Annotated in this window: 10 protein-coding genes; 2 read left to right on the plus strand and 8 right to left on the minus strand. The window is 57.0% G+C overall.

Going from position 1 to position 13,553, the window contains the following annotated elements:
* Positions 1–124 precede the first annotated feature (124 nt).
* Together C8N30_RS12145 and C8N30_RS12150 are read left to right on the plus strand one after the other, a co-directional pair.
* Positions 125–784, plus strand: coding sequence for an ABC transporter ATP-binding protein (locus C8N30_RS12145; protein WP_025061244.1), 660 nt, complete (start codon positions 125–127; stop codon positions 782–784).
* The gene (locus C8N30_RS12150; RefSeq protein WP_025061245.1) at positions 762–2,549 is read left to right on the plus strand and encodes a capsule biosynthesis protein; all 1,788 of its coding nucleotides are present in this window, start codon (positions 762–764) and stop codon (positions 2,547–2,549) included. Before C8N30_RS12145 ends, C8N30_RS12150 begins: the two co-directional genes overlap by 23 nt.
* A gap of 95 nt (positions 2,550–2,644) precedes the next feature.
* Here the strand turns inward: C8N30_RS12150 and mdoH are convergent, their stop codons facing one another.
* The 8 genes from mdoH to C8N30_RS12190 form a co-directional block, all read right to left on the minus strand.
* The gene (mdoH, locus tag C8N30_RS12155; RefSeq protein WP_322787450.1) at positions 2,645–4,552 is read right to left on the minus strand and encodes a glucans biosynthesis glucosyltransferase MdoH; all 1,908 of its coding nucleotides are present in this window, start codon (positions 4,550–4,552) and stop codon (positions 2,645–2,647) included.
* The gene (locus C8N30_RS12160) at positions 4,525–6,051 is read right to left on the minus strand and encodes a glucan biosynthesis protein (protein ID WP_025061247.1); all 1,527 of its coding nucleotides are present in this window, start codon (positions 6,049–6,051) and stop codon (positions 4,525–4,527) included. Before C8N30_RS12160 ends, mdoH begins: the two co-directional genes overlap by 28 nt.
* Positions 6,051–7,295: an OpgC family protein gene (locus C8N30_RS12165; protein WP_025061248.1), complete on the minus strand. Its 1,245-nt coding sequence runs from the start codon at positions 7,293–7,295 to the stop codon at positions 6,051–6,053. Before C8N30_RS12165 ends, C8N30_RS12160 begins: the two co-directional genes overlap by 1 nt.
* An 18-nt stretch (positions 7,296–7,313) precedes the next feature.
* Complete coding sequence (locus tag C8N30_RS12170; protein ID WP_025061249.1) at positions 7,314–8,663, minus strand: tetratricopeptide repeat protein; 1,350 nt, start codon at positions 8,661–8,663, stop codon at positions 7,314–7,316.
* 212 nt (positions 8,664–8,875) lie between these two features.
* Positions 8,876–10,096, minus strand: coding sequence for a CaiB/BaiF CoA transferase family protein (locus C8N30_RS12175; RefSeq protein ID WP_025061250.1), 1,221 nt, complete (start codon positions 10,094–10,096; stop codon positions 8,876–8,878).
* Positions 10,083–11,708, minus strand: a complete 1,626-nt coding sequence (locus C8N30_RS12180) for a thiamine pyrophosphate-binding protein (protein ID WP_025061251.1) — start codon at positions 11,706–11,708, stop codon at positions 10,083–10,085. The genes C8N30_RS12175 and C8N30_RS12180 overlap by 14 nt, the downstream gene beginning before the upstream one ends.
* A 161-nt stretch (positions 11,709–11,869) precedes the next feature.
* Positions 11,870–12,466, minus strand: coding sequence for a GcrA family cell cycle regulator (locus C8N30_RS12185; RefSeq protein ID WP_025061252.1), 597 nt, complete (start codon positions 12,464–12,466; stop codon positions 11,870–11,872).
* Positions 12,467–12,562: 96 nt separating this feature from the next.
* Positions 12,563–13,471 (minus strand): DMT family transporter, encoded by a 909-nt coding sequence (locus C8N30_RS12190; RefSeq protein ID WP_025061253.1) that lies wholly within the window; start codon positions 13,469–13,471, stop codon positions 12,563–12,565.
* Positions 13,472–13,553 lie beyond the last annotated feature (82 nt).

Raw genomic sequence — 13,553 nt, forward strand, 5'->3', positions numbered from 1 at the left:
GTCGTTGTACATTTGTTTCCAAATCGGACATAATATGGTCAAAATCTCTCGATAGAGGAATTGGTAACCTCCGCAAGAGAGGACATACTTCACCCCGCAAGCCGAACCGGAGAGCAGGCGCGCCATGCTGGAATTTCGTAACGTTTCCAAGTCCTATTGGACAGGTACACAGCACAAGGTCATTCTTGACCAGGTGTCGTTCCGCGTCGAGCTTGGCAAATCGATGGGCATTCTTGCGCCCAACGGCACGGGTAAAACCACCCTGATCAATATGATGGCAGGGCTGGAAAAACCGGACGAAGGCGAGATTTACCGCGGCTGCAATATTTCCTTTCCATTGGGTTTTATGGGGGGGGTTGTTGGCAAAGTGTCCGCGATGGAGAACTCGCGCTATATCGCGCGGCTTTACGGGCTAGATCCCGACTACGTCGAAAGCTTTTGCCGCTGGTTGTGCGGCTTGGGAGAGTATTTTGACCAGCCTCTGGGCACCTATTCTGCAGGCATGCGTGCAAGGTTTTCCTTTGCGCTGATGCTGGCACTGGATTTTGATATGTATCTGATCGATGAGGGAATGCCTTCCACGACAGATGTAGAATTTAACCGCAAGGCAGGAGAGATCCTGCAAGAACGCCTGCGCACCACGACCATCGTGATCGTGTCGCATCAGGCGGAAACGCTTGAAAAATTCGCGCGAACTGCCGCGGTCCTGATGGACGGGCAACTGAACGTATTTGACAGCTTGGAAGAAGCGAAGCAGTTGTATGATTACCAAACCAAAAGCTAGAAAATTCCGCATAAAGCGTAGTCCAAGCGCAGGTCTCGAAGGTGCTGCGCCACAGCCATCTAAGCCAGTGCGGACGGTGGAACCTGCGCGTGCTGATGCAAGTGTAGCCATTCCCCCCGCGCCTTCTGCTGATCCGGCTGCGTCAGCGGCGCCTTCGCGTCCTACCGTGCCCTCAGAACCACAGCACGAAGCGCGCCCCGAGACGCCCGCGTCTGCTGCAAAAACTGCCGCCCCAACCATGGCACGAACAGGCGACGTATCTTCTGCTGATCAGGTGAGCGGCGAACAGGATATGGATGCCATCCGTCAAGAGGGTTTAACCGGTCGCCAGCTGCGCATGGCGCGGCGTGTGGCGCAAAAACACGGGTTGCCCGCGACCTCGGATTTTGACGCTGTGCGTCTGCTGCGCGCTAAAGGCATCGATCCGTTCCAACGCTCGAATATGCTGGAACTGGTCGTCCCCCAAGCGGGCGGATCCCAGCATGAAGGCGGTCCAGGAAACGCACTGAACGACCTGCCTGCGGTCGCAGGTGGCGCAGGGGCGGGCCGTGTGCAGTTGCCGCAAACTGTGCCGACCGGCCGCAACACGCTCCCTTCGACCGAAATCAGCCCGATGGAGCGGCGCACCCGCGAAATCTCCGACATTCAAAAAGACATTTCGCGCCGCCGCCGCAAAAAGATGGGTTTGCTCATTGTGCGGCTTGCCTTTTTTGTAGTGCTGCCAACATTCTTTGCAGGCTACTATTTCTACAAAGTGGCAACGCCGATGTATGCGACGGACAGTCAGTTCCTGATCATCCAGAACGAAGGCGGCGGTGGACCCAGCCCGTTTGGCGGTCTTCTACCGACACAATTCGCCAACTCTGCCGATAGTATCGCGACACAGGCCTATCTTCAGTCGAAGGACGCGATGTTACGCCTCAATGACGATGCGGGTTTCAAGGACCATTTTACCGATGGTTCCATTGACCCGATCCAGCGGCTGACCGATGACCCGACTAACGAAGAAGCCTACAAGCTGTATAAGAAGAACGTCAAAATCGGCTATGACCCGACCGAAGGCGTGATCCGCATGGAAGTGATTGCTGCCGATCCGCAGATCGCCACCAGTTTCTCGGAGCGGTTGCTTGTTTATGCGGAGGAGCGGGTGAACAACCTTAGTCAAGCCAAGCGTGACAGCGGAATGACAGATGCCGAAATTGGCTTTGACAAGGCACAGCAGGCACGCCGCGACGCCCAGCAGCGTCTGATCGAGCTTCAGGTCGAGAACGGTGTGGATCCAGAGGCCGTCATCGCGGCGATCCGCACCCAAATCACCAACTACGAGACGCTACTGATCGAAAAACAGCTGGAGCTGGCCGCATTATTGGACAACGCACGTCCAAACACCGCAAAAGTCGACGGCGCACAAGGTGATGTACGCAGGCTCGAAGCGGCACTGGCGCAACTCAATAACCGGATGAACAACGCCACCGAAGGCACTAACTCACTTGCACAGCAGGCGGTCAGCCTCCAGCTCGCGCAGGCGGATCTGGTGAACGCCGACACCAACCTTCAACTGGCCCAAACCGGTCTCGAACAGGCACGTACAGAAGCGACACGTCAGGTGCGCTACCTGACGATTGCCGTGCGCCCTGTCGCGAGCGAGGAGCCAAGCTATCCTCGCAAGTTCGAGAATACCATTTTGGCGTTCCTGATCTTTGGTGGCATTTACCTGATGCTTTCGCTTACCGCGTCGATCCTGCGCGAACAGGTTACCTCATAGCGTCAGGCCGCCCGCACCGGCGGAAAGAAAAACGCCCGCCAGAGAGATCCGGCGGGCGTTTCCTATTGGCAGCGAAGATAACCCGAGCAGGTTGGCTACTCCGCCGGAACGTCCTTAACTCCAAGCGCGCGTTCAAGCCGCGCCCGCTCCAGCATGGCACGCCGCACTATGGCCGGTTCGCGTAGGGTATAGGGGCTGTCGAGGCGGAATGTTGCGGGAGCGCGTTTTGATATGGTCATGCCTGAAAGGGCCGACAGCGGCACCGCCATCACAAGGCTCGCTACGATAGGCACCAGCCAGAGTGACACGAGGCCCGCGATCAAGCCGCTCAGAAGTACCACACCCAGTACCATCTCCACCCAGTGAAACTTGATCAGCGTCCACCAACTGTGCTGGCGCGCTTCCCGCGACTGCGGTGCCCATGCTTCTGTGCTGCTCGTTAGCGCCCGCAAAACGGCTTTTGTCTGCTGTATCATCATGATGGGCGCATAGGCGATGGACAGCGCCACCTCCACAAGGAAGCTACCCAAGAACGGACCTGCGCCTCCAAAAACACGTGCCGCGCGCGGAGTTGCTGCTATGATGCCTGCACCTGCGATCTTGGGCGTGAGAAGCATTGCGTACATGATTACTAGAAAAACGGCGCTGTCGATATGGCTCATGGCGGGGGGCCAGTCTGGAAACAGCGGGTTTGCCTCATTAAAATAACGGATGACGTTGGTCTCGGCGTCCTTCCCGAGCAATGCCCATATCACGAGAAGAAAGAACCACATCGGGCTAAGAAGATAGGCAACTGCCCCGTGAAAAAGGTGAAAGCGCGACACGGGGTGCAGACCTTTTGTCCCGAGCAGGCGCAGGTGTTGCAGATTGCCGCGACACCAACGGCGGTCACGGATTACATAATCTATCAACGTGGCCGGTGTTTCCTCAAAGCTGCCTGTCACACGCGGCAGAAAACGCACGCCCCATCCTGCACGGCGCAGCAGCCCTGCCTCAACAAAGTCATGGCTCAGGATCAGCTGGTCGCTTCCGCTGCGTCCGCGCAGATGAGGCAGCATGGCACACGTGGCAAATGCCTTTGTGCGGATGATTGCATTATGGCCATAGTAGTTCCCTTCAGAACGCGCCCACGTCGCAAGACCTTCAGCCAACAGCCAGCCGTAAGCGATGTTCGAAAACTGCTGGAGGCGTGCAAAAACAGTCTGCGCGCCGATCAGCATGGGAAATGTCTGTATCAGACCCGCGCGGCTGTCCGAGGATAATTCCGACGATAGACGGTCAATCGCACGACCGCTCATGAGGCTGTCAGCATCGAGGACGACCATCCCCTCGTAGGGAGCGCCCCACCCTCGAACCCATTCAGCGATATTGCCGATTTTTTTATCTGTGTTGTCGGTACGGCGGCGGTAATGCACCGCAAAGCCCTCTGGCGCGGTGCTCCGTAGATCTTCAAACGCCTGCCACTCTTGAGCTGCAATCGCCTCGTTGCGGGTGTCAGAGAGGATGAACAGCGTATAGTTATGCGGTCCGGCGCGGCTGGCCAGATCATGCAGCATCGCAACCGCATTGCCGAATACGTTCTGCGGTACCTCATTATAGATCGGCACCAGTAAGGCGACATTGATGCCTGTAACCGCATCACGAGGGCGCGCGTCAGCATTCTCTCGCGCCAAAAGACCGGCAATGGCAACACCTACGGTACTGACCGAGAGGCTCACCCATATAAATGTCGCGCCAATCATGCTCAGTAAGGCCCACTCCATACCGCTCATACCGCCATTGGCGAGCCATCCGTACAAACCGAACATCAACAAAGCTGTCCCGATCAAAGCAGGCCAGAACGTCGCCGCCCGCCATGCCGGACCTGTCGAAGGTTGGTCGGTGAAAGCACGTTCGGGTGCTGTTGAAAACGCCTGCTCGCGGGCCTCCAGCGGGGTACGGTCGGGCATTGCAGAAGTCATTTTTGCGTCAAGCATCAGGTTTTTGTCCAACGGTAGAGCCATACTTCGCTCAAAGGGGCATCGCCAATTCTGAGCTGTACGCGGAATTCAGATGAATCCGCACCCTCTGGCATAAAAGTAAACGCCAGTCGTGGACCATTGGTTTCAGGATTTCTTTGCAAGATGCCCGGAGTCGTCGTGCCTGTGCTGCTGCGTAGGGTCACTTCTACCATGCTCAGGTCTTCGGGCAGGGCTTCGCCCTGATCAAAATCAATTACCATCACCAGGCCGCCCTCGGGGCGCCCGCCGATGGCCGTGCCGGTTACACGCAGCAATTCGGGCGGGTTCGGTGCAGGATCGGCACCCCATTGCAGGTTGTAGCGCAGCAATTGCTCCGCCCCTTGCGCAATAGGTGCTGTCGGGCGCCAATAGGCGACGATGTTGTCATAAATCTCGAGATCGGCGGGGATCTCGACGAGTGTAACCGCGCCTTCGCCCCAGTCACCGCGCGGCGTGATCCAGACCGACGGGCGCATATGGTAAAGCGCTTCCAGATCATTGTAATCACTAAATTCGCGCTTGCGTTGCATCAGGCCAAAGCCTTTCGGGCTCTGATCACCGAAGGCGCTGATCTGCAGGGTAGTCGGGTTGGCCAAAGGCCGCCAGATTACTTCGCCCCAACCATTGTGGATCAGCAATCCGTCGCTGTCATGAACGTTCGGGCGGAAATCGGAGAAGCGCGCGCGGTCTTTTGCATCGAACAGGAACATGGATGTCAAAGGGGCGATGCCCACGTGGGACAGTTCGGTACGGGCAAAAATGGTCGCCTCCACTTCCATATCAAGCACCTTGCCGTGGGTGATCTCGAAGCGGAAAGCGCCGGTACAGCTTGGGCTGTCCATCAGCGCGTGGATGGTGACAGATTTGTCCGAAGGTTCGGGCGTTTCGATCCAGAATGCAGTAAATTCAGGAAATTCCTCGCCCATCGGGTCGCCGGTTTTCAGGGCCAGACCGCGGGCAGACAGGCCGTAAATCTCACCCGTGCCGATGCCGCGGAAATAGCTGGCGCCCTGAAAAACGTTGTATTCTGTATAGATTCCGGAGTTGAGCAGGTCGGCGCGCAGGCGCAATCCCGAATAGCCCATGTTTTCGTTCAAAGGCAGATCGGGAAATTTGTCCGTGCTGTCGAACACGGCCATGTCGAACAGGAGCGGGCTCGCTGCGCTGTCCTCGATGATATTGATTTCGATGCCCTGCGGATAATACAGACCGGGAGGGAAAACATCCAGACGCTGCGGACGGGCAGTATTTTCCCACAGTGCGTTGCGTGTATCGAACCATATTTTACGATACTGGTCATAGCTGATGTCCTGCCATTCCTTGGGGATGGCGGGACGGGGGGCATAGTCAACAGCGGCCAGTGCACGGGCGCGGTTTGGTACTGTCTGGGCGTTGAACGGCACCGGTGATGGCCCCACCTGTAATGGCGCATCAGCAGCAAAAGCACGGGTTGGCAGCGCGGCCAGAGCGGCCAACATTTTGAGAACTTCACGGCGCAACATTAGGATTTCCGCTTCCATGGTTGGGATTTGAACCAGCCGGCACCGTAAGCTGTGGCTATCAGCACCAGTATTCCGACAAAATTGATGAGTAGTGTGTTGCCCGTGCTCCGGCTGGTCAGATCCATGGCAAGGCCCATGACCTGAGCCAGAAACATTGACATGATGAAAACCGCCAGCGATTGCTGCCCCACCTTAATGATAAAGGCAAGTATCACGCCCCATGTCCGCGCTGCCAGTCCCGTCCCGCGTACAAGCAAATTGTCGCCGTTGTGACCGGCGATGACCCATGCAAGATAGGCGAGTGCCAAAAAGTGGGTGTAGCGGAATAGTCCGAAATCAGATTTGTCGATCAGCGGCGCGATCGCTTCGCGGGCCTCGCGGATGATGTTTCCGCTTTCTGTGACGAAGAACCAGTTGAGGCGAATGGAACGTACGGCAATTTCGCTCAGCGCGAGATTTGCAACCACAACCGCTGTCGCAACGGAAATCAACGCAATATGCACAGGCGGCTTTGGGATCCAGCCGCGCATCAGCGCGAAGCCGGTGAAGAAGATAAGTTGCCAACCAAACGGGTTGAAAAACCACTGCCTGTTTGACCACGGCTCTGCCGGCAATGACAATTGCGCACTCCCCCAAAGCGATCTTTGGGCACCGACCCACACGACGATCATAAAGACAAACACCAGTCCTGTGTTGACACGCTGTAATGCAATCACCAGCGGCATCATGGCGAGCACCACCATATACATCGGCAGAATGTCAAAATAATTAGGCACATAGGTAAGCGTCAATAGGCCCAGCAGCGGAACCGAAGGGTCCTCAAAGAACGCCCAAAGGTTCAGCGACGCAATATACCGTTTGTCGTATCCGCCGATGTAATCGACACCTGCAAGAAATGTCGCGAGGGCGATAAACAGGGCAATATGCGCCCAATATATCTGCCAGACGCGAAACGCGACCCGTGCAGTACCTACAAGCCAGCCAAGGCGCACAAATGTGCCGCCAAATGCTATTGCAGATGCCATGCCGGAGCAGAAAACAAACATCTCGGTTGCGTCCGAAAAACCCCAGCGTGCGGGAATCCATGAGATCAGAAAGTTGCCCGGTGTGTGGGACATGAGGATGATAAACATGGCAATGCCGCGAAAGAAATCAAGCCGCAGATCCCTCACAGGAGGTGTTGCTGCCCTAACAGCAGCGGAGGGCGAGGAAGATATCGGGACATTGGTCGCAAGGGTCGTCATATGTGATGTAGTTCCGGTTTATTGCGCCGCGACACCTCGGGCGAAGTTGATTTTTTCAAGACGGGTAATCGCGAATCGGTCAAGAGTTCCACCACGGATTCTTTGCCTGTCCCGCAAGATTGCTGCAGTTGCATCATATCGTCCCGCCCGCAAGCCCGCGTCGATAGTTATCCGCTCGAATACATCACGTTGTGCGTGGCTGCCACCGATGGTTTGCATCAGAGGCCGTGCTGCCGCTAGGTTAACAAAAGCAGTATCATAGCGCCCCTCGGAAAACGCATTCAGTCCTGAAAGTGCCGCCTGTCCGGGTGCGGCAACACGGGCGGGCATTTCACCGGTTTTTAGGGTGTCACAGGCAAAACGGGCGGTCATTGCTGCGCGTGCATCTGCGCGCTCCGCACCCGCGAGGGCCAGCAAATAATGCAGATCGGCGAACACCAGACAGCCGTCCTCGACCCGGTTTTCAGAAAAATCAGCAAGTTCTTCCCAGCGTGGCCCGATATCCATGCCTTCCAGCTCAAGCCGCGACAGCAGCGATGCAGCGTTCGAGATGTCGCGGTAATCGTCTGTTTTGTCGGCACGGATTTGCGCATCATAAAGGCCGAGCGCGATGTCCAGTTCGCCGCGTTCCATGTGCAGCAGCGCCTTGTGCCACCAGACATGATAGCGGAAATTGTTAGAGCCGGACCATGCGGCGGTGTTTTTCTCGATGAGGGCGATGCCGCAATCGGGGCGCGCCATCATATCGTGCACATGCGCCACAGCATGCAGGCCCCATGCGTCATCGGTCGTGTAGGTCAAACCCTCACGGCCGACAGCTTCGGCGCGCGCATATTCTCCAGTTTCCTCAAGGGTAAATGCATGGCAGCCCAGCAGATACCCGCGTGCCGCATGATCCGGCCCGTGCGCCGCAAGGATCCGTTCGACCGACCGGCGCATACCGGCGCTATCGCCTAACATAAAGCGGATGCCATGACTTAACTTGGCGGAGAGAGTATCGTGGGGCAGGGCAAGTAGCACAGTTTCGACAGCGCCAATCGCAGCCGTAGGCTTACCTGCCAGCCAAAGGTCGAGCGCTTCAATCCAGCCTGCTTCTCTGGATGTAATGTGAGTACTGTTGGCAGCCGTCTTTGCAGCAGCGAGCGCATCGTGGGCAGGTGCGATCACCTCTGCGCGGCCCGTCATGAGGCAGAACAAGCCGCGTGCTGCGTGACCCATCGCAAACTCAGGCTCTACCTCCATTAACTTGCCCAGATGCACAGGCGTCTGTTGGCCGTGCGACAGAAGGCCGTGTATGACCCCGTTCCAGTGCGCGACAGAGGTCGAAGAGGAGAGGGTCACAGGGCAAGAGCACATGTCGGACTGGATCATTGAAAAGACACCTTCGGGTTGGAGTGCTGCGCCCGTATCCCGAGCGCGCTTCACTTCTTTTAGCCCAAATAAGCTTTTCAGTCAGAGCCTCGAGGTCTGTCACACGTCAACGTGAAGCTTTCCACAAGTTTCGTGAACAGATCAAAATTTGCAGCAGATATTTGCCTGTGCATCGGCAAAGTTTCGCCAAATTTCAGGCAGTTGCCGCATTATTTTGCAGCATCAGGTCCTAGCCATGTTGCAAACACGTCGTCCGTATCCTGACCGAAACGTGGGGGGGGGCGTGTGTATTTCACCGGTGTCAGCGAGAACTTTAACGGATTTCCCAGCAATTGGACCGTTCCACCCTTCACGCCTGTAGCGGGCATCTGCCGCACGGTGCCACGTGCCTGTGCCTGATCCGACGTCAGGGCCTCCTCAATCGTGTTGATCGGTCCTGCGGGTACTTTTACTTTGCGCAAAGCTTCGAGAATATCGACCTTCGCCCATTTTTTGAGTGCAGGTTTGATATGGGCCATCAGGGCCTCGCGATTCTCGATCCTGCCCAGATTGGTGAGGAATGCAGGATCCGTAGCCACATCCTGCAGGCCGAGCACATCACAGAACCGCACGAACTGGGCGTCATTGCCCACGGCCAGTAAAAAGTGGCCATCGGCCACTTCGAAGGCGTCATAGGGTACGATATTTGGATGCGCGTTCCCGCGTCTTTGGGGCAACTCGCCGGAGGTGAGAAAATTAAGGCCCTCGTTGATCAGCCATGCCATCTGGGCGTCAATCAGTGCCAGCTCGACGTGCTGTCCTTCGCCGGTTTTGTCGCGGTGGCGCAGGGCTGTCAGGATGCCAATAGTTGCATACATCCCGCACATCACATCTGCGATGCCGACGCCAACCTTTGTGGGTACACCTTCAGGGTCGCCGGTGATCGACATGATCCCACCGAAACCCTGGGCCATCAGATCATAGCCCGGTTTTTCGCGGTTTGGCCCCGTCTGGCCGTAGCCGGATATCGAGCAGTAAACGAGGCCGGGATGTGCGGCACAGAGGGTTTTATGGTCGAGACCGTATTTCACCAATCCGTCAGGTTTGAAATTCTCCACTACGATGTCGGCGCGCGCGGCAAGGCGGCGGATAATATCCTGCCCTTCCACTGTAGCGATGTCGACGGCGATGGATTGTTTGTTCCGGTTGGAGGACATGAAATATGCCGACAGGTCGGAGCGGCTGCCATCCTCGTTCATAGCATAGTTTGGACCCCAACCGCGGGTATCGTCCCCACCGGTCTTAGGGTTCTCGACCTTGATAACTGTTGCGCCCATATCGCCCAGCATCTGCGTCGCGGTAGGGCCTGCAAGAATACGCGTTAGATCAAGGATAAACACCCCGTCCAATGCGCCAACTGTTTGTGGTGTGTCTGTTTTAGATCCGTCCATCATAAGCCCCTCGATCAATAATGCAGGCAATTACGGTAAAGGTTTCGGCGGTCTGTGCGGCTGCAAGTGCTGCCTCAAGCTCGTCGCGGCTACTCACTGTATGTCCTGCTCCGCCAAACGCCTGACCCATCGCAGCAAAATCATGTTTTCCGAAATCGACCGCAGCATTGCGCAACTGGCGTTGGCGTTGCTTCAATTCGATCAGGGCAAGGGAGGCATCTACGAACACCACAAAGACAGGTGTGATTCCCAATTCCTTGGCGGTCGAAAGCTCGCCCGCGATCATCAGAAATCCGGCATCGCCGGAGAAAGATACAACCGTGCGATCAGGCGCGCAAAGTGCTGTGCCCATGGCAAGTGGGAGCGCGCAGCCCATGGTGCACAGGGCAGAGGATTGCAGCAACCCGCGTGGCTGCGTGCAGGTCCACATCTGGCTGAGTAAAATCCGGTGCGCGCCACTGTCGGCGGTGGCGATCGTATCTGCAGGCAGGTTTTGGCGACAGGTGTCGATGATCGCCGCTGGTCCCCATGTCTCGCTGCGCGGAAATGCTGCTGCGAGCGCGGATTTGACCGCAGCAATTTCGCCATTTGCCCATGTCTTTGCCACAGGTTGGATTCCTTCGCCCATTGCTGTCAGGGTCGCTGCACAATCTGCAATGATGCTCAGGCTGGCCTGATGCATATAATGGTGGTTCGGCTCCGCGGTGATATCAATCACGTTCTGGACACGCGGATCCCAAATGTCGCGCCATCCCGGGCGCATCTCGATAGGATCATAGCCGACACAAAGTATGAGATCGGATTGTTTGATAAAAGGCACCAGATACGTGTCTGCCAAAGGCGACAGACCGGCCCCGCCAAGCGCCAGCATGTGATTTTCGTCCAAAAGCCCTTTGGCCTTGTAGGTGGTGATCACGGGAATATCAAAACGAGTGGCAAACTCGGTTATTGTCGGACCTGCCAGTGCGTTCATCGCATCCACACCCACAATCAACACGGGCCTTTGTGCAGACCCGAGCCAGTCGCGGGCGGTTTGCAATTGCGCACCGGTTGGTGCAGTCGGGGCAGGGGTTGCGCGTGCCGCCGGTGCCTGTGCCGAAACAATCGCATCCGCGACAGAAATCGGCACGTCGATGTGCACCGGACCGGGCCTGCCCTCAAGGGCGATGCCAACAGCCTTGTCCGCGATCACATGTGCTGCTCCAGCGCTAAGCTGGAAACTGGCCTTTGTAATCGGGCGCAGGACGGCCTGCTGGTCGAGGACCTGATGGGTGTAAGTCTGTGCCTCGTCCGCATCCACACATCCCGACAGCACAATCAGTGGCACGCGGTCCTGAAGGGCATTTGCGATGGCGTTCACGCCATTCAGGACACCGGGCCCGATTGTGGCGACCATAATGCCGGGCGCGCCGGTTTGATGCCAAGCAGCCTCAGCCATAAATCCGGCAGCATTCTCGTGCTTGCACAGCACAAAGGTAATGCCGGCAGCCTCCAGCGCGTCAACAATCGTTAGGACTTCACCGCCTGGCATGCCAAAGGCGTGACGACATCCCGCATCGTACAGACGGCGGGCAATAGCATCGGCCGCGCGGATGGTTTGGGTTTTGGACATGAGCTGACCTTGTGCAATATCTACTGCCGCATAAAGCACGGCGGTGATGCCCATCGCAACTCAAGACTGCGTTGGAAGTGTTTCACACTGCTTGCTCGAAAACGGCCCGAATTTTGCGGATATCACGCAGGAAAAACCCCGCGCAATATCACTTCTACTGATTAACGACGGCGATCTCGCCGCGCGCTCATCGGCTGAAACGCAACGCCGACATGGGCCTCGCAATAGGGTTTCCCCTGCTTAACAGGAAGGCCGCAAAACCAGAAATCCTCGGTTGCAGGATCGCCTACGGGCCATTTGCATGTCCGCTCGGTCAGCTCCATCAAGCTTAGCTTTTTGGCCTTTTTCTCAATCTCGTTAACCTTGGCGAGGGCCTCTGGGCTGATCTCGTTGGCGGAAGGCTGAGGCGGCAATGGCTGGCCAGCCGGAATGATCTGGTTGCGCGGAGGGCGCACTGCGTTGGGGGAAATCGCGGGCTCTGTCTTCAAATCCGGCTTGGAGGAATTTGCATCCACCTCCGGCTCCGCGGGAGGCGCGGCTTTAGCTTTGGCGGGCACTTTGGGCGCGGATTTTACCTTTGGTTCTGTTTTGGCGGGGGCGGCACCGGCAGTTGTCCGGTTGGACAGGCCCAGACGGTGCACTTTTCCGATCACAGCGTTGCGGGTCACGCCACCCAACTCTTTTGCGATCTGGCTTGCGGACTGGCCTTCGCCCCACATTTTCTTCAAAATCTCGACGCGGTCATCGGTCCATGACATGCAAGTTTCCCTAGTGTAAGAAAGCGGCCCTCAGGGGGGACCGCTTTGTAAAATTCAGTCTCCTATAGTAATGGCTATGGCGGCAGGTGCAAGGCGTCACACCGCTGTGTGTGGTCGCGGTGCCGGCTTTTTGATGCGCGCCTCGCGCAGGGCCAGCCAAATTGCCCCTGTTATAATGATGAATGCGCCCAAAACCGTCACGGTGTCCGGCGTGACACGGAAAAAGATCAAATCGTAAAAAGCAGCGAATATCAGTGTCCCATAGCTGAACGGCGCGACAAAACTGGCGTCCGCGCGTGCCATCGCGTTTACAAAACAGGTCTGTGCCACCGCCATGCACAGGCCGATACCTGCCAGCAGCGCCCATTGCGCGCCCGTTGGCGGCTGCCACACAGGAAGCATCGCTACGGTCGCGATGCACAGCCCTATCATATTGTTGACCAGCAATATCTGGAACGGGTTTTCGCGCCCTGCCAGCTTTTTGATGAAGATAAGCTCCATGCCCATGATCATCGCTGCGCCAAGCGCCAGTAGCGCGGCAGGCTGGAAGCTGTCGGGCGTGGGGCGCAACAGGACCAGCGCTCCGATCATGGCCAAAACTGCCGCCGACCAGCGCACGCGGCCCACCTTTTCGCCCAGCATCGGGATTGCCAGCATCATGGCGAACACGGGATTCAAGAAAGATATCGCGGTAGCATCGGCAAGCGGTATGAACGCCACAGCCGCAAACATCAGCGTTACTCCCGCCCAGCCAAAACTGGTACGCGCAATGTGCAGCTTCCAGTGTGGTCTCATTAATTTTGGGCGCAGCAGCAGTGCGGCGGCACTCAGTCCCGCGAAAGCAAATAAAAACCGTCCGTGACTGATTTGTAGGGCATGCAAGGGCGGACCAAATCCCCCAGTTCCAAGGCTTTTTGCCATCAGTGTCGTTGCTGCAATAAACGCAGTTGCAATCAGAACGAGCGTCGCAGCAAGCGCATTGTTTTGGGAGACAGGTGCATACATGCAGCCGCTATGGTGTATATCCGGTGCCCGGACAAGCGTTACAATCCTCTTGCGAAGGCGACGCAATGGCGCGAATGTCCAC

It is taken from the genome of Sulfitobacter guttiformis (genome assembly GCF_003610455.1).
GTDB classification, from domain to species: Bacteria; Pseudomonadota; Alphaproteobacteria; order Rhodobacterales; family Rhodobacteraceae; genus Sulfitobacter; species Sulfitobacter guttiformis.